The organism is Mesorhizobium sp. CNPSo 4684 (genome assembly GCF_057784315.1).
The window spans coordinates 25,869-42,866 of sequence record NZ_JBWLUX010000017.1; the positions used below are offsets into that span (position 1 = coordinate 25,869).

Annotated in this window: 17 protein-coding genes; 8 read left to right on the forward strand and 9 right to left on the reverse strand. The window is 62.0% G+C overall.

Annotated features, from left to right (window positions below; translation table 11 throughout):
- Positions 1 to 138: 138 nt before the first annotated feature.
- The 4 genes from AC04SG_RS17540 to gcvA all read right to left on the reverse strand — a co-directional run bounded on the left by AC04SG_RS17540 (position 139) and on the right by gcvA (position 5,770).
- On the reverse strand, positions 139 to 1,443 hold the full coding sequence (locus tag AC04SG_RS17540) for an ABC transporter substrate-binding protein (RefSeq protein ID WP_488552060.1): 1,305 nt from the start codon (positions 1,441 to 1,443) through the stop codon (positions 139 to 141).
- A gap of 255 nt (positions 1,444 to 1,698) precedes the next feature.
- The gene (locus AC04SG_RS17545; protein ID WP_488552138.1) at positions 1,699 to 3,141 is read right to left on the reverse strand and encodes a hypothetical protein; all 1,443 of its coding nucleotides are present in this window, start codon (positions 3,139 to 3,141) and stop codon (positions 1,699 to 1,701) included.
- A 186-nt stretch (positions 3,142 to 3,327) separates the two neighbouring features.
- Positions 3,328 to 4,632 (reverse strand): nicotinate phosphoribosyltransferase, encoded by a 1,305-nt coding sequence (gene pncB / locus AC04SG_RS17550; RefSeq protein ID WP_488552061.1) that lies wholly within the window; start codon positions 4,630 to 4,632, stop codon positions 3,328 to 3,330.
- A 169-nt stretch (positions 4,633 to 4,801) separates the two neighbouring features.
- Entirely contained in the window at positions 4,802 to 5,770 is a 969-nt protein-coding gene (gene gcvA / locus AC04SG_RS17555) for a transcriptional regulator GcvA (RefSeq protein WP_203277626.1), read from the reverse strand.
- Between the two features lie 214 nt (positions 5,771 to 5,984).
- Between gcvA and speB the strand changes: the two genes are divergently transcribed.
- The 8 genes from speB (at position 5,985) to AC04SG_RS17595 (ending at position 13,155) form a co-directional block, all read left to right on the forward strand.
- Positions 5,985 to 7,046 carry an agmatinase gene (gene speB / locus AC04SG_RS17560; protein WP_203277625.1) on the forward strand — a complete coding sequence of 354 codons (1,062 nt, stop codon included), beginning with the start codon at positions 5,985 to 5,987 and terminating at the stop codon, positions 7,044 to 7,046.
- A gap of 92 nt (positions 7,047 to 7,138) precedes the next feature.
- A complete protein-coding gene (locus tag AC04SG_RS17565) occupies positions 7,139 to 7,921 on the forward strand; it encodes a transporter substrate-binding domain-containing protein (protein WP_488552062.1) in 783 nt (260 codons plus the stop codon).
- Between the two features lie 6 nt (positions 7,922 to 7,927).
- Positions 7,928 to 8,584 carry an amino acid ABC transporter permease gene (locus tag AC04SG_RS17570; RefSeq protein ID WP_488552063.1) on the forward strand — a complete coding sequence of 219 codons (657 nt, stop codon included), beginning with the start codon at positions 7,928 to 7,930 and terminating at the stop codon, positions 8,582 to 8,584.
- Complete coding sequence (locus AC04SG_RS17575; RefSeq protein WP_488552064.1) at positions 8,581 to 9,228, forward strand: amino acid ABC transporter permease; 648 nt, start codon at positions 8,581 to 8,583, stop codon at positions 9,226 to 9,228. Before AC04SG_RS17570 ends, AC04SG_RS17575 begins: the two co-directional genes overlap by 4 nt.
- Positions 9,229 to 9,296: 68 nt before the next feature.
- The gene (locus AC04SG_RS17580) at positions 9,297 to 10,385 is read left to right on the forward strand and encodes an ABC transporter substrate-binding protein (RefSeq protein ID WP_488552065.1); all 1,089 of its coding nucleotides are present in this window, start codon (positions 9,297 to 9,299) and stop codon (positions 10,383 to 10,385) included.
- A gap of 81 nt (positions 10,386 to 10,466) precedes the next feature.
- Entirely contained in the window at positions 10,467 to 11,504 is a 1,038-nt protein-coding gene (locus AC04SG_RS17585) for an ABC transporter ATP-binding protein (RefSeq protein ID WP_112563776.1), read from the forward strand.
- On the forward strand, positions 11,501 to 12,355 hold the full coding sequence (locus AC04SG_RS17590; RefSeq protein WP_203277622.1) for an ABC transporter permease: 855 nt from the start codon (positions 11,501 to 11,503) through the stop codon (positions 12,353 to 12,355). The genes AC04SG_RS17585 and AC04SG_RS17590 overlap by 4 nt, the downstream gene beginning before the upstream one ends.
- Positions 12,352 to 13,155 carry an ABC transporter permease gene (locus AC04SG_RS17595; RefSeq protein ID WP_488552066.1) on the forward strand — a complete coding sequence of 268 codons (804 nt, stop codon included), beginning with the start codon at positions 12,352 to 12,354 and terminating at the stop codon, positions 13,153 to 13,155. The genes AC04SG_RS17590 and AC04SG_RS17595 overlap by 4 nt, the downstream gene beginning before the upstream one ends.
- A gap of 140 nt (positions 13,156 to 13,295) precedes the next feature.
- Here AC04SG_RS17595 and AC04SG_RS17600 read toward each other — a convergent pair whose 3' ends face one another.
- The 5 genes from AC04SG_RS17600 to AC04SG_RS17620 form a co-directional block, all read right to left on the reverse strand.
- Entirely contained in the window at positions 13,296 to 14,885 is a 1,590-nt protein-coding gene (locus AC04SG_RS17600; RefSeq protein ID WP_488552067.1) for a tetratricopeptide repeat-containing sulfotransferase family protein, read from the reverse strand.
- Between the two features lie 99 nt (positions 14,886 to 14,984).
- Positions 14,985 to 15,665: an outer membrane protein gene (locus AC04SG_RS17605; protein WP_488552068.1), complete on the reverse strand. Its 681-nt coding sequence runs from the start codon at positions 15,663 to 15,665 to the stop codon at positions 14,985 to 14,987.
- 375 nt (positions 15,666 to 16,040) lie between these two features.
- Positions 16,041 to 16,274: a hypothetical protein gene (locus tag AC04SG_RS17610; protein ID WP_488552069.1), complete on the reverse strand. Its 234-nt coding sequence runs from the start codon at positions 16,272 to 16,274 to the stop codon at positions 16,041 to 16,043.
- Positions 16,275 to 16,302: 28 nt separating this feature from the next.
- Positions 16,303 to 16,461 (reverse strand): DUF1127 domain-containing protein, encoded by a 159-nt coding sequence (locus AC04SG_RS17615; RefSeq protein ID WP_488552070.1) that lies wholly within the window; start codon positions 16,459 to 16,461, stop codon positions 16,303 to 16,305.
- A gap of 129 nt (positions 16,462 to 16,590) precedes the next feature.
- Complete coding sequence (locus tag AC04SG_RS17620; protein ID WP_488552071.1) at positions 16,591 to 16,887, reverse strand: nickel-binding protein; 297 nt, start codon at positions 16,885 to 16,887, stop codon at positions 16,591 to 16,593.
- Between the last annotated feature and the right edge of the window lie 111 nt (positions 16,888 to 16,998).

The following is a 16,998-nucleotide window of genomic DNA, read 5'->3' on the forward strand; positions in this document are numbered from 1 at the left end:
GATGTCAGGACGGCCTTCGCCAATCTCCAAAGTCGGTAAATGGGTGCTGACGCACGAACTGCTGATCTCCCCCCTTGCGGGGGAGATGTCCGGCAGGACAGAGGGGGGTGGCTGGGTGCTCACGCTCGCTGGAGCAGCCTACAGCGCCTGCGTCGTGTAATCCCCCTCGGCCTCGTACAGCCCGTCTTCGATCTTGGTCTTGTGGACGACATTCAGCCTGCCGCCCTCGACCTTGGAGATGTTCTGGATGCCGAAGCACTGATGGATCTTGCCGTTGAAGGTCTTTGGCCCCTGCGGATGCTCCGGCCCCTCGGCGAATTCGGTCAGCGCTTCGGTCGCCTCGACCAGCTTGGCGCGGTCTTGCGGGCCCTTGTAGCCGGCGTCTTCCATCGCCTTCTTGACGACGTAGAGCGTTTCCCAGCAGCCGAACATGTGGGCCGCGGTGGAGACGTCCTTGGGATCGCCGACGGCAGCGCCGTTGTCGTCGATGCCGACGGCGGCGCGGTAGGCTTTTTGCGCGGCCGAGTCATTGGCCTGGGCATAGCGTGGCGAGCCTTCCCAGAAATGGCTGCCGTCCAAAAATTCGAGGCCGGGGCTGTTGATATCGGTGGCTTCGAGCGAATCGATGAAGCCGAACAGCTGCGGCCGGTTGGAGCCGTAGAACTCGCCGAGCTCCTTGACGAAGGTAAGCACAGCCGGGCCGACCATGACGTGGTAGATCACCTCGGTTTCAGCCGGGATCTGCGGGAAATACTTGGTAAAGGAGGATTCCGTCGGCGGGATGGCGATCTGGGCGATGACCTCGGCGCCCTGCGCCTTCAGCGCCGGCGGCAGGTAGTCGCGATGGTCGTAGCCGAAGGCGAAATCGGGGAAGATCTGCGTCACCTTCTTGCCGGCATTGGCCGCGATCCACGGCGCCATCGACTGGATCTGGCTCTTCACGTCGGTGATGCCGGGCTGGAAGACGTAGCGGTTGAGCTTGGTCGAGGCGACATGGTGGCCTTCGCTGACGACGAAATAGGGGATCTTGTTTTCGCCGGCGGCCGGCGCCGAGCCGATGACGACATGCGAGAACAAAGTGCCGAAGACGATGTCGGTCTTGTGTTGGGTGGCGAACTTGCCGACCACTTCGGCGCCGCGGCCGGGATCGGTGCCGTCATCCTCGATCACGAGTTCGACCGGACGGCCGTTGATGCCACCGGCGTCGTTGATCGCCTTGACCGCGGCAGCACTGGTCTTCTCGTACCAGCGGCCATAGGCGGCGCCGATGCCGGTGCGGTGCGACTGGAAGCCGATCTTGACCGGCGCCGAGCTCTGCGCCTGGCTGTAGCGGACAAAGCCTGGCGCGAGCGTCAGGCCGGCACCAGCGGCGAGGCCTTTTAGCGCCGTGCGGCGAGAGAGCGTGGATTTGGAGAGATCGAAAAACCCATTCTTGTCAGTCACCGCAGTTCCCCTGTTTTTGAGTTTTGACTGTCTGTAACGAGGCAAGGTCACTCCGTTGCAGGAGGGACGAAAATCGCATGTATACAAACTAAATCACCAAAGCTTCGACCTGGCAAGCGGGCTTTCCGCATCCAGCGCCGCGCGTCCATCAGGACGCGCAAAGGACGCTGGAGCATTTCTTGTTTTGCGCATGATCCTTTCCGAAAATCGAAGCCGATTTTCGGGGTCATGCGCTGGCATGTCCACCGTCTTCTCTCATCCCGCTGTCGGCGTAGCAAGCAACCAGAGGCCGAAGATCGTGTAGGCGATCATCAGCACGGTGAGCGGCAGCTGGCTGAGTGCGGCGCGTGATGGAACCGGGTGCAGCCGCCAGGCCAGACCATGGGCCACAAGCACGGCCAGCATGTGGCCGGCAATGATGATGCCAGCTTGCACATTCCACAGCCACAAGGCGGAGTCGGCGCCGGCGACGATGCCGGCTTCGATCTGCATGTCGGCGGTGCCGAACAGGTTCCAGCCCAGTGCAAACGGGTCGGACAGAGAGGCCACCGCATACTGGCCGTCGACCAGCAGCGCCGTCAGATAATGCGCGACATGATAGGCGAGTGCGATCGGCACGATCGACCAGACGAGCAGGCCTGCCGCCTTGCCAAGCGCATGCCGGCTGCCCGAGAGACGCTGGCCGAGGATGACGGCCAGCATGAATGCCGCCGCCAACAGGACGAAGGTGAGCACAAGTCCGAAGCTGCCGATGCCGATTAACGCGGTGCGGCCGGGATACTCCAGCGGATTGATGTCGAACAGACCGAGCCAGAAGAAGGTTTTCGACAGGCCGTCGAAGGAGACAGACGAGAGGCTGAGCAGCAGGAAAGCGATGCCGCTGGCCGGCAGTGGCGCGGCGCCGAGTAGTTTTGCGCCTGGCCAGCAAAGATTGAGCCGGCCCGCCTCGTCGCGCTCAAGCAGGGCGAAGCGCGCCACCATGGCAAAAAAGATCGTCAGGAATTCGCCGCGCCGGCTCCAGTTGGGATAGCCTAAGGCGAGCATGGCGATGAAGGTGAACAACCAATAGAGGCCAGCGATGTAAGCCAGCCGCGCCGGGTCGTCGGGCGCCGGGTCGATCAGCTCGAACCAGGCAAAGGCGAAGAACAGGATGACGGCCGGCAAGCAGCCGAGCCATGAAGGCAAACGCGATTCCTGCGCCGTATCGCCCCGTAGGCCGAACAGCCGGGTCACAATTCGCCACGGGCCGTACCATGGGTTCAGCCATGACCAGAGATCGCCGAACAGGCCTTGCGCGATGGCGACGCCGACCCAGAGTAGGGTCCAGATGGTTGAGGGAAGCGGGTTGGAGAGTGGGTCGCGGCTGCCGAACAGGCCGGCTGCGATGAGAATTGCAAAGCCGGCAAAGGAGAACAGGCTGACGATTGTGCGAGGGGCGTCGCTGAATGTGAAAAGTCGTAAGCGGCGACGCCAGAAACGGTCGAGTGCGTCGGGTGGCAAAAGGGCCAAGACGAGGAAGCTGACGGCGACGGCAAGTGCACCGCCGGCGATGTAATAGCCGGTGGGGAGGAGCAGGACGTGGCCCCGGTCGGAGGCGTGCGCGAAGGCTGGGGTGGGGAGGAGGGTCAGGATGGGAGCGAGAAGCGCTGACCTGCGGCGAAGGCGCTCTACGGCGCCCCCCTCTGTCCTGCCGGACATCTCCCCCACATGGGGGGAGATCAGCAGTTTCTCTGCCGGCGCTTCCCTTGCAGCGTTCGAGATTGGCGAAAGCGGAGATGACAAGATAATCTCCCCACTCGTGGGGGAGATGTCCGGCAGGACAGAGGGGGGCGCGAAGGAACTCAGCCTATCCAACCTTTGCCGCCTCACCCGCGATGCACGCCCTCAAACCTTGACCAGTTGCTCCACGCGGTCCTTGGCCCCAAAAATCCGGAGATAGCGCTCGATCTCTTTCTTGTCCCCGGTCGCCTTGGCCGGATTGTCCGACAGCTTCACCGCCGGGCGGCCATTGGCCTCCGTCACCTTGCAGACCAGCGATATGGCATCGAGGCTGTTGGTCTCGGTCGGCGCGCAGCCTTCGAAGTCGTTGGTGAGGTTGGTGCCCCAGCCGAAGGACATGCGCACCTTGCCCTTGAAGTGATGATAGGTCTCCTCGATGGTCTCGACTTCGAGCCCGTCGGAGAAGATGAGCAGCTTCTGCCTGGGGTCCTTGCCCTTCTCGCGCCACCAGTCGATGATTTTTTCGCCGCCTTCGATCGGCGGCGCGCTGTCGGGGCGAAAGCCGGTCCAGTCGGCGACCCAATCCGGCGCATCGCGCAGGAAGGATGCCGTACCGAAGGCATCGGGCAATACGATCAGCAGGTTGCCGCCATAATAGCGCTGCCAGTCCTGCAGCACCTTGTAGGGCGACTGCTTCAGTTCCTTTTCCGTATCGGCAAGGGCTGCAAACACCATCGGCAGTTCATGCGCGTTGGTGCCCAGCGCCTCGAGGTCGTTGTCCATCGCGAGCAGCACGTTGGAGGTACCGGTGAAGGCTTCGCCAATGCCTTCCTTGAGCGCCTCGACGCACCAGCGCTGCCACAGGAACGAGTGGCGGCGGCGGGTGCCGAAGTCGGAAATGCGGATGCCGGGCAGCGCCTTCAGGCGCTCGGTCTTGGCCCACATCTTGGCCTTGGCGCGGGCATAGAGCACGTCGAGCGCGAAGGGGCCGAAGGCACGCATGGCCGCACGGGAGCGGAGTTCATTGATGATGGCCAGCGCCGGGATTTCCCACAGCGTGGTGTACATCCAGGGGCCGCTGAAGGAGAGCTCATACTGGCCGTCGCGCCTGGAGAGCTCATAGTCGGGTAGCCGGAAACCTTCCAGCCAGGCGAGGAATTCAGGCTCGAAAATCTGCTTGCGGCCATAGAAATTGTTACCGCCGAGCCAGATCATCTCCTTCTTGGAGAAGCGCAGCGTGCGGGCATGGTCGAGCTGGTCGCGCAACTCGCCTTCGTCGATCTCGTCGGCGAGGCGCACCGATGTGGTGCGGTTGATCAGCGAGAAGGTGGTGTCGACCTTGGGGTACATGCCCCAGATCATCTGCAGCATCAGAAGCTTGTAGAAATCGGTGTCGAGCAGGCTGCGGACGATCGGGTCCAGCTTCCAAGTGTGGTTGTAGACGCGCCGCGCTATGTCGGTTCTTGCCATGTTCTGCCGTCGCCTTCGCTGCTCACGTCTGTCTTACGCAATTCCGGACGGAAAACCGCCGCACACTTTTCCTGGAATTGCTTGGCAAGAGCTTATTAGCATTGAATTTTTGAAAGCGCTGCCCGCTTTCCCAACTGGCCCGACAAAAAGGAGCCGCTCCGGTCCAGCCTCAGCTCTTGGCGCCGACCACACGCAGCGCCGGTCGCTTCCGGCGGATGCCGATGCGGCCGGCCACCGGGGCGTCGGCGCGGCTGTCGGCCTGTTCCTTCTCGGCAAACAGCCAGTCGACGAACAGCTGCACGATCGGCGCCGAGCGCATCTCGTTGCGGCAGACGACATAGAAATCGTCGACCGCCGGCACCGACAGGCTGAACGGCGCCACCAGCAGGCCCCTGGCGAGCAACATGCTGGCGGTGACGGAATCGCCGAGCGCCACGCCATGGCCATGCACCGCGGCTTCGATCGCCGTGCGCGCATCGCCGAGATGGTGGCGACGGCCGCGCTCAAGATCCAGCCCGTCGGCGGCCGCCAGCCAGGTGTGCCACTCGCGACCGTCATCGCCATGCAGGATGACATGGTCGGCGAGATCCCGGCAGGTGCGGATCGGCCGATTGTTGATCAGCGTTGGGCTGACCACCGGGAACAGTTCGAGGCCCGACCATTTGCGCATCCAGCAGTCGGTCCAGCTGCCGTCGCCATAGAGCACGCAGACGTCGACCTGCGGCGCGCGGATGTCCTTGGGATCGTTGGACGGGATCAGCGTCAGCCTGATGTCGGGATATTGCGCCATGAAGCTGCCCAGCCGCGGCGTCATCCACAAAAGCAGCAGCGCCGGGACGCAGGAGACCGACAGCGTGCCGGCACTGGCCGGCCTGGTCATGCGCTGGGTAGCGGCGGCGATGCCGTCGAAGGCGGTCGACACCGCCGGCAACAGCTCCGCGCCGTGCGGTGTGAGCTTGACCCGCTGCCCGGTGCGCTCGAACAGTTTTACGCCCAGCGACTGCTCGAGCGCCTTGATCTGGTGGCTGATGGCGCCATGGGTGACGTTCAGCTCACTCGCCGCCTTGGTCAGCGAGGCGTGGCGCGCCGTCGCTTCGAAGGCGCGCAGGGGATTTAGGGGCGGCAGACGCTTGGCCATGGGCAACCGGATACTCTGTGAGATTTTCTCACAATCAGCACCGTAACAATATCAATTGATTTTTCAATGCGGCTGCCGGACACTTTGGCAGGTCAACAGCATCAATGACGTGAAATCTGCAGGCAGCCAGCGGGACAGCGACCCGGCCGGATGACGGTCAGTTCGCAAGATGTCGCCACGGCCGCATGCACCAGCCCGGCAGGAGGAGACCGACATGGGTTATGATCGCGGCAAGCTCGACGCGTTGCGCCGCAAATATGGCGAAAGCCATGGCGGTGAGATGTTCGACCCGAAATTCCGCAAGGTCGCCGACAAGATCTTCTCCAAGAGCGGCACCAGGCTGGCGCCGTATTCCGGCATCCCGACCTTCCTCGCCGCGCCCTATCGCGAAGTCGCGGCCGACAATCCGGATTTCGGCGATTTGCAGGTGGCGATCATCGGCGTGCCGATGGATCTCGGCGTTACCAACCGGCCAGGCTCGCGCTTCGGGCCCAGGGCGCTGCGCGCCATCGAGCGCATCGGCCCCTACAACCATGTGCTGGAGTGCGCGCCGACGCATGAGCTGCGCGTCGCCGACATCGGCGACACCCCATTCCGCAGCCGCTACCGGCTGGAGATCAGCCATGAGGATATCGAGCGCCGCACCAACCAGATCGTCGATGCCGGCGTGCTGCCTCTTTCCGTTGGCGGCGACCATTCGATCAGCCATCCGATCCTGAAGGCGGTCGGCAAAAAGGCGCCGGTCGGCATGATCCATATCGACGCCCATTGCGACACCAGCGGGCTGTTCGACATGACCAAGTTCCACCATGGCGGACCCTTCCGCAACGCGGTGCTGGACGGCGTACTCGACCCGACCCGCACCATCCAGATCGGCATCCGCGGCTCGGCCGAATATCTGTGGGAGTTCACCTACGAATCCGGCATGACGGTCGTGCACGCCGAAGAGGTGACCGGACTCGGCATCCCCGCCATCATCGAGAAGGCGCGCAAGATTGTCGGCGACGGCCCGACCTACATCTCCTTCGACGTCGACAGCGTCGATCCGGCCTTCGCGCCGGGCACCGGCACACCTGAGATCGGCGGCCTGACGACGCGCGAAGTGCTCGAACTGCTGCGCGGCCTGAAAGGCCTCAACATTGTCGGCGGCGACGTCGTCGAGGTGGCGCCGCAATATGACGCGACGACCAACACCGCCCATGTCGGCGCGCAGGTCCTGTTCGAGATCCTGAGTCTGATGGTGTTCAGCCCGGCCATTACGAGCAAGGGGGCCTGACGGACTTCACATGCAAAGGCGGCCGCCGCGCTGGAGCCGGCGGCCGTTTCAAACAAACAAGCTTCCAGAAGGGAACCACAATGAATCTTCACATGAAATCAACCGTCGCAGCCGCGCTGATGCTCGCCGGCCTCGGCTTCGCCTCTCAGGCCAATGCCGACGCCGTCGACGACATCACCAAGGCCGGCGCCATCAATGTCGGCATCTTCTCCGACTTCCCGCCCTTCTCCTCGGCGAGTGCCGATATGAGCATCAAGGGCTATGACGTCGACGTGGCCCAGGCGATCGCCGACTCCTTGAAGGTGAAGCTCAATCTGGTCAGCGTCACCGGCCAGAACCGCATCCCCTATCTCACCGACAAGCGCGTCGACATCCTGATGAGCGTCGGCTATTCCAAGGAGCGCGAGGAGGTGATCGATTTCGCCGCCGCCTACGCGCCCTACTACATCGCCGTCATCGGCCCGGCCGCGCTCTCCGTCAAAGGCAAGGAAGACCTCGCCGACAAGTCGATCGCCGTCAATCGCGGCACGCTGGAAGATACGTCGCTGACCGAAGCTGCACCGGCTTCCGCCGACATCAAGCGCTTCGACAATTACAACTCCGTCATCCAGGCCTTCATCTCCGGCCAGACCCAGCTGATGGTGGTGGGCAACGATGTCGGCGCCCAGGTGCTGGCCAAGCAGGACGCGCTGAAGCCGGAGCAGAAGTTCCAGCTTTTGACCTCGCCCTCGCATATCGGCCTCAACAAGCATGAGGACCGGCTGAAGACGGCGGTCAATGACGCCGTCGCCAAGATGCTGGCCGACGGCAAGCTCGACGAGAGCTCGAAAGCCTGGCTGAAGACGCCGCTCAATCCTGACAACCTCAAGGATTGAGTTCCCGTGGCCTTTGCCTGGCTCCCAGGTGCTCTGGGCGATATCACGCGCGGTGCGCTCACGACGATCCTGTTGATCGTCGTGACCACGCTCGTGGGCACGCTGCTCAGCATCCTGGGCGCCGCCGGCCGGCGCAACGGCCCGGTAGTCCTGAAGCGGGCGATCGCGGTCTATGTCGAGGTGATGCGCAACACGCCGTTCCTGGTGCAGCTGTTCTTCATCTTCTTCGGCCTGCCCAGCCTCGGCATAAGGCTCGATCCGATCCTGGCCGCCATGCTGGCGATGACGCTCAACATGGCGGCCTACACGATTGAAATCGTCGGCGCCGGCCTCGATGCCGTACCCGGCGGACAGACGGAAGCCGCCCTTTCGCTGGGCTTGAGGCCACGCCAGGTGTTCATCAAGATCGTGCTGCCGCAAGCGCTGAAGGTGATCTATCCGGCACTGACCAGCCAGATCGTCATCATGATGCTGGAATCCGCCGTGGTGTCGCAGATCGCCGTGCGCGAACTGACCTATGAGGCCGACATGCTGCAGGCGCGCACTTTCCGTTCCTTTGAGACCTATTTCGTCGTGACGCTGGTCTATCTCTTGATGTCGATGGCCTTGCGCCGGCTGCTGGTCACAGGCGGGCGCCGCGTTCTGGGAGCCGGCGTGTCATGATCGAATTCACCTTCTGGGACATCGTTCGCAATCTGCTGCTCGCCGCCCGCTGGACGGTGCTTCTGTCGCTGGCCGCCTTCGTCGGCGGCGCTGTTGTCGGCCTGATCGTGCTGTTCTTCCGCATCGCTGAGAATAAATGGAGCCGGCGCATCGGTTCCGGCTACATCGCCCTGTTCCAGGGCACCCCGCTGTTGATGCAACTGTTCCTGATGTTTTTCGGCTTGCCGATGCTGGGCCTGCGCATCGAGCCGTGGACGGCCGCCGTGCTCGGCCTGACTTTCTTTGCCAGCGCCTATCTCGCCGAGATCTGGCGCAGCGGCGTCGATGCGCTGCCGCGCGGGCAATGGGACGCCGGCGCCAGCCTTGGCCTGCACCGCCTGCAGGAGCTCAGGCTCATCATCCTGCCGCAGGCGTTTTCGATCACAAGGGCGCCGATCGTCGGCTTCCTGGTGCAATTGATCAAATCGACGGCTCTGACCTCGATCATCGGCTTCGAGGAGCTGGTCAGGACCTCGAACGCCATCAACAATGCCACCTTCGAGCCGTTCAAGGTCTACGGGTTGGTGGCGCTGATCTTCTTCGTCATGTGCTTTCCACTGACGCAATACGCCCGTACGCTCGAACAACGAGCGGCGGCCCACTGACGCCAGGCGGCGACAGTGTGTGAAGGGAACCTGCCGGAAAAGAACGGCATCAACTGAGGAGAAATCGGATGAACAGACTGATCGGAAAATCCCTGACACGGCGCGGCGTGCTTGGCGCCGGCCTCGCCATATCAGGCGTGCTCGCCATGCCGTCGATCCTGCGCGCGCAGGACAAGTCGCTGAAAGTCGGCGTCTATGGCGGCTATTTCAAGAAATCCTTCGACGAGCACGTCTTCCCCGACTTCACCAAGGCCACCGGCATTGCGGTGGAATCGGTCGCCGAGCCGACCGGCGAAGCCTGGCTGGTGCAGCTGGAGCAGGCGGCCAAGGCCGGCCAGGCGCCGGCCGACCTTTCGATGATGTCACAGACCTCGACGCTGAAGGGCCAGTCGACCGAATTGTGGACACCGCTCGATACGTCGAAGTTCAAGCACTATGGCGACCTGTTGCCGCGCTTCATCAACAAATATCCGGACGGCCGCGTCGCCGGTATCGGCGCCGTCGCCTGGTGGATCACGCTTGTTACCAACACCGACGTCTACAAGGATGCGCCGACATCGTGGGCAGCCCTTTGGGACAAGGCCAACGAGGATAAGCTCGGCCTACTGGCGCTTGCCTCCAACTCGTTCCTGCTCGAAGTGACGGCCAAGACCTTCATGGGCGGCACCAATGCGCTCGACACCGAAGAGGGACTGAACAAGGCGTTCGAAAAGCTCGCCGAGGTCAAGCCGAACGTTCGCCTCTGGTATCGTGACGAGGCGCAGTTCGAGCAGGCGCTGAAGTCGGGCGAAATCCCGATGGGCCAGTATTATCACGACGTCACCGGGCTCGCGGTCGCCGACGGCTTCCATGTCCGCTCGACCTTCCCGAAGGAAGGCGGCATCCAGGATTCCGGCAACTGGGTGCTGTCGCGCGCCTCGACCAAGGTCGACGAGGCACATGCCTTCATCGACTATATGAGCCAGCCTTCGATGCAGGGCGTGATGTCGCGCAAGGTCGGCACCACGCCGACGCTCAAGAAAGAGGTACTCGACCTCAAGCCGGAAGAGTTCGCCGCGGTATCGTCGGATATCGATCCGATCATCCCGCGCTACGACCTCTACACGTCGAAGGCCGACTGGATCAACCAGAAGTGGACCGAGTTGATCGTCGGCTGAGCCGTTCGATCCGCTTGAAAACTGATCGGCCGCCGGATTTCTTTCGGCGGCCTTGAAGCGCACAGCCTGAGAGGGATGAGCATGTCCGGACTAGACATCAACAGCATCACCAAAAAATTCGGCAATTTCGCCGCCGTCGACAATGTCCAGCTCAACGTGCCACACGGCACGTTCGTGTGCCTGCTCGGCCCATCGGGCTGCGGCAAGACCACGCTGCTGCGCATGATTGCCGGATTGGAGGAACCGACCAGCGGCGCCATCGTCCTCGACGGCGAGGACATCACGCCGCTGCCGACGCACAAGCGCAATCTCGGCATGGTGTTCCAGTCGCTGGCGCTGTTTCCGCATCTCTCCGTCGGCGACAACATCGCCTATGCGCTGCGCATTCGCGGCGCCTCCAAGGAGGAGCAGAAGAAGCGCGTCGACGAATTGCTGAGCTTGATCCACCTGACCGGCTTTGCCGACCGTCCGGTGGCCAAACTGTCGGGCGGCCAGCGTCAGCGCGTCGCGATTGCCCGGGCACTCGCCTTGTCGCCAAAACTGTTCCTGCTTGACGAGCCGCTGTCGGCGCTCGACGCCAAATTGCGCGAGGCCATGCAGGTAGAATTGCGCCAGCTGCAGCAGCGGCTCGGCATCACCACCATCGTCGTCACCCACGACCAGCGCGAAGCCATGACCATGGCCGACCTCGTCGTCGTCATGGGCCATGGCAAGATCCTGCAGGCGGCGCCACCGATCGAGATCTACCGCAAACCGGCCGACGCCTTCGTCGCCGATTTCATCGGCATCACCAATCTGTTGCCGGCCGAGATCGACAGCACCGGCCGCACCACCATTTTGGGTACAGCCATTCCCGGCCTGGCCATGCCGGCGGGTCAGACAAAAGCGTCCGTCTCGGTCCGTCCCGAGGATGTGCATCTGGGCAGCCCCGGCGGCTCGGCCATCACCGGCGAAGTGAGTTTCGTGCGCGACCTCGGCGGCACGATCGAGACCTTCGTCGACGTCGGCGGCACCAGCATTATTGCGGTCACGACGCCGCGCGAGCGCCATGACGTGCCAGTCGGCGCCAAGGTCGGCGTCACGCTGCCGCCTGCGAGCTGCGTGGTGCTCGGCGCATGAGACGCGAAGCTCCGAAGTCGGTAGCCGACTACACGCCGCTGTTCTTTCCGGCGCTGATGCTGATCGTCTTCTTCGTCGTGCCGTTCTCGACGATGATCGCGGTGAGTTTCTTCAAGCGCAACCCGTCCGGCTTCTACACGCCGGATTTCGTGCTCGACAATTACGCCCGCTTCCTGTCGGTGTTCTTCGGCGGAGTGCTCGGCTTCTCGCTGATGCTGGCGGTGCTGGTCGCGGTCTGCTGCGTCTGCATCGCTTTCCCCTTCACCTATCTCCTGACCCGACGGCCGCGCCGCGCACAGACGCTGTGGCTGGTCGGCCTGTTGTCGGTGCTGTCGCTGTCGGAAGTCATTATCGGCTTTGCCTGGTCGACGCTGTTTTCGCGCACGGCAGGCATCACCAATCTGTTCGTGGCGATCGGGCTGATGGACAAGCCGGTGGCGCTGCTGCCGACCTTCGGCGCGGTGCTGACCGGCATGGTCTACCAGGCGCTGCCTTACACCATCCTGGTGCTGTACCCCGCTCTGGTGCGCCTCGACCCGACTTTGCTGGAGGCTGCGCGCACGCTCGGCGCCTCGCCTATCCGGGCTTTCTTCAACGTCGTCGCGCCGGCGCTGCGCAACACCATCGTGGCGACGCTGATCATGGTGTTCGTCTTCGCACTCGGCTCGTATCTTTTGCCGCAGATCCTCGGGCGGCCGCAACACTGGACACTGTCGGTGCTGATCACCGACCAGGCGATCTACCAGTCCAACATGCCGTTCGCAGCCGCGATGGCAGTGTTCCTGGTGTTGATCTCACTGGCGCTGGTCGGACTGACCCTTCTCGTCGGACGCCGGGAGAACGCCCTATGACCGCGACCGTTTTGCGCCGTGTCTATTTCACTATCGTCGCGCTGTTCCTGGCCGCGCCGCTGATCGTGGTCGCGGGCGTGTCGATCAACTCACGCCAGGAGCTCACCTTCCCACCGGTTGGTTTCTCGCTGGCCTGGTACGCCCAGATCTTCACCGATCCGGAATGGCGGCTGGCGCTGATCCATTCGGTGACGCTCGCCGTTTGTTCGGCGGCGATTGCCGTTGCGGTCGCGCTGCCACTGGCCTGGTTCCTGTGGCGGCGCATCGCGCCATGGGCAAACATTTTCCAGGTGCTGGGGCTTGCCCCTTTCATCCTGCCGCCGGTCATCACCGCGCTCGGCTTTCTCTCCTTCTGGGCGACGGTCGGGCTGTTCGGCCAGTTCTTCACCGCCATCATCAGCCACGCCATCTTCTTCGTGACGCTGCCGCTGGTGACGTTGTCGCTGGGCTTTGCCTCGATCGACCGCTCGCTGGTCGAGGCTGCCGCCACCATGGGCGCCGACGACCGCACCGTGCTGAAGACGGTGGTGCTGCCGCTGATCCTGCCCTACCTCGTTTCGGGCTACGCCTTCGCCTTCGTGCTGTCGCTCAACGAATACATCGTCGCCTATATGACCATCGGCTTCACCACCGAGACGCTGCCGATCAAGATCTTCAACGCCCTGCGCTACGGCTACACGCCGACCATGGCCGCGGTGTCGGTGTTCTTCGTCGCGGTGGCGGCGCTGGTGTTCGGCTCGATCGCCCGGTTCGGCGATATTCGCAGATTGCTCGGTGCGATGTCGTCGGACGGCAACTGAATGCATTTAAGAGCGTGAGCATCGGGGCTTTTACGGCCCCGATGCGCTAACCGCTCGTTTCCTTTGGCGAAGGCATGGCCAATTTAGCCTCGAGCGCCATGGCGTGAGCAGCCACTGCCCCGGACGTGTTCAACGCGATCTCAGACTTGGGCGAGCGGCCCCAGCGCGGCCCGCAACGGGTCAAGGGCATCGCCATATAGCTTCCAACGCTCGACAGAGGTTGAATAGATCGGCTGGCGCACCTGCCAGCGGCTCGGCGTTCGGACTGTGCGTTCAGTTTCGTGAAATTGCAGACAGGCGGCGTCCCACTCCACGCCGAGGAAAGCGATCAATCCGCGAGCCTGGGTTTCGAGATCAGCCACGGTTCGTTCGTATTGCATGCCATGGATAGCAATTGGCAGGACCTTTGCCCAATGATTCATCAGGCGATCATATTGCCGATAATACTGGCCAAGTTTGGCGAGGTCGGCATTGTAGCCATGCGCATCCGAAAAATTGTGCATGAAGCAGGATGTGCAATTGTCCATCGGGTCGCGCATGCAATGGACGACACGCGCGTTTGGCAAAACAAGGCTGATGAAAGCCAATAGTTCGAAATTATGCGGCATCTTGTCGATGACGCGGATCGCTTTGTCGTTGCGCTTCTTGAGATAGCCGAGATATTTCGAACCGAGGTCTTTGGCTTTCTGCGGAGTGAGTGCCTCCATGGCCATGGTGAAGATCGTAGGATCAAGCTGATCGAACCCAAGTTCTGCAGCCAACAGACGGATAATCGGCAGTTCGCCGGCGCCATAGATACCCCGATGGCTGGCGCATATCTGCTCGGTCAGCGTCGTTCCCGAACGTGGCATGCCAACGATGAAGACAGGTCGGTCGGACGGATTGCCAAATCCTTGACGAGCTTCAAAAAAACCAGCGTCGAAAGTGTGGATGAAGCTGTCGTAAAGCCTCGTGTGCAGGTCAATATCGAAGTCGTTGCCGGAAATGGCCTTTGCCTTGGTGAAATGGCGGATCGCAGGCAGATACTCGTGTTGGTCGTTAAGCATCTTTCCTGCGGCATGGTGGAGGATCACCCGATCACGATCGGTGGTCGTCGGCAGCTCGAGGCGGGCCTGCACCAACGCCACGGCGGGATCGCCCTTTATCGCCCGTCGTGCGAGCGCCAGCCCGGCCAGTGCCTCGACATTCCGCTGGTCGAGGGCAATGGCACGCTCAAAATATCCAACCGCTTCGGCTTGTCTGCCCATATCCGTGAGAAGGTCGCCCATGCCGACAAGGGCAGTGAGCGACTGGCCGTCGACCTCGAGCGCCCTGCGATAGAAACCCTCGGCAATCTCGCCCGCAAGTTCGGTCCTATAGGACCGGCCAAGGTTGCACATAGCCTCGATCAGCCTGCCGTCAAGATCGATCGCTTTTCTCAGATGCTTGCGCGCCAGATCGACATTTCCGACAAGATTATAGACATTACCAAGATTATTTCGGAAAATAGCGTTGTTGGGATCGAGTTTGACTGCTCGTTTCATGTAGCTAACGGCCACATCGTTTCGATGCGCTTCGATTGCCAGTGTACCCATCAGGTTAAGCGCCATGGCATTGTCGGGTTGCTGGCGCAGGACAGTCTGGTAGCAAAACTCTGCTTCACGGAAGAGATTTCGCCGTTGAAAGTCGATACCGCGCTGTAAGGTCTCCAGAGCAGATTTCCCCGTGGTGGGGTGCAAGTTCTGGGCCATAGCTATGGTGCCACGGGTTGCTGGAGCAGCGACAACGGGATCGTTAACTCCTGGTTGCCGGACAGCCGACGACAGTCAGCCGGATCGAGTTGCAACCAATCAGAATTTGAACGTCACGCCAAGCTGAAGGTTTTGGGAATTCAGCTTGCCGTTTGAAAAAACGGCGTCGCCTTCGCGACTGGAATCGAAGTCGACACTGGAGACAGCCTTGAACCGGTAGCCAAAGTCGATGTCGATATTCTGCGCCAGCGCGTAGTTGACGCCGGCTCCCAATTGACCGGCGAAGCCCCACCCGCCCGACCCGTACCCATACAAGTGCCCGTCCCAATGGGTGTCGGCGGTTACGTAGGCGGCGCCGAGGCCGCCGCCAGCGTAGACCGTGGCCTTCCCGAAATGAGCAACGTCGGCCCAGACGTTGGCAAGCAGATATGTAGCTGACAAATTACCCGAGGCCGGGTACCCCGAAAAAGGACCCTCGGAATACGTGCTCGCCTTGTAGCGAGCATAGGACAGTTCACCTTCGACGCGAAATACGTCATTGAACCGTTTGCCGACGGCCGCGCCGACGATGAAGCCGGTCTTGAAGTCCATGGAGAAGTCATTGTTGTAGTAGTCCGCGTGGGTCTTTACCTCACTGGGAAAGCTCGCGCCGCCGAACAGCGTGACATACCAAAGGTCCTGGGCAGCGGGGATTTCGACGGCCTCGGCAGCATGTGCAGCAGAGGTCCAGCCGAGCGCCAGTGCTAACGTCGACACGCTGGCCATCAGGTTCAGTTTCATGGACACGCCATCCCACACCGAAATGCATCAGGCGACATCAGTCTCGGCCAATTGCCGAACTGTCAACCTTTGAACATGCAACCTGATTTTTCGACCGAGATTAACAGCAGTTCCCGTTGCAATACTGCAACAACACTGCAACAACCGGATTGTGGCGTCATGATCGGCGAAAAGTTTGCGGCGGGCAGGCTGCGGGCCAACGCACAGGCACGGCCAATACCGCGCCCGGCGCTGGTCAGCCGAGGCGATCGAGGTCCGACCAAAGCCACTTCACTGTCCAGGTAAGTCCGCGAACTGCAACGCGCCTATACCGTGCAATATTCAGCTGTTCTTTCGGCCAAAAGCGAACACTTCAGGCTCGCGCCGAGCAGGTCATCAAGCTTTGCTTCGACCAAAGCGAGACTTCAAAATGCGGCCGATCTGGACCAGATTCAGAAGCACAAAGAAAACGTTCCAGCCGACGACGTTCATGAGCGGCGGCGGCTGGCTATAGAAATACACGGCAAGGCAGATTGCGGCCGCCGTGGTGAGAATCCTCAGCCGCAAAATGTCCAGCGTGAAGTAGGCGATCACATACAGGATGTTCGCCATGTTTATCAGAAGGTCCATGTCCCTGGTTCCAATGGATGCTGGGCACTCAGACGAGACGGTCCTTGAAGTGTTCCCGAACGGCAAAGGCGATCGCGCCGCGGCGAATGCCTATGTCCTTCAGGATGTGGTCGGGCAGCTCCTGCAAAGCCCTCTCGGCCCTGCGTACTCTCAGCCCGATCGAAACGCGCTTCAGGTAGTGAAACATTGCTTTCTCCATTCGTGGGAATCGCAGCGCATGGAAGGCGGCATGCCGCCCCAAGCGCCGTGCTGTTAGTGTTTGCTGGTTGAATGACGCTGCCCCGCTTTGTTCACGCGAGGCAGCGACTGGAGGTCGTCAGGCCGCCGCCGTCATCGGATCATTGCGAAGGATGACCGTGTCGACGACGGGATAGAATTCCTCACCGGGCATGCCGACGCGCTTGGCGTGATCCCGGATGGCCTCGCCGTCCTTGGCCTCGTAGATGCAGAAGGTGCCGATGCGCCCGTCGGGCTCGTGCACGACATAGCTGCGGATCCAGCTGACCGTGCCCGCCATCTGTTCCTTGGCGACCTTTGCCGATTTCGCGCCTGCGGCTTCGAGTTCCTGCAGGGATGCCCACGCGCTCGGGCGGCGGATAACAAACAGGTTCATGATCTTTCCCTTTCGATTTCGCGCCAGCCTTTCGCCGGCGCTGCTGATTGCCAGGCGTGTCTGCCTGGCTGGGGAAAAATTACCTTCGAGGGGGACTGATCGTCCTTATCG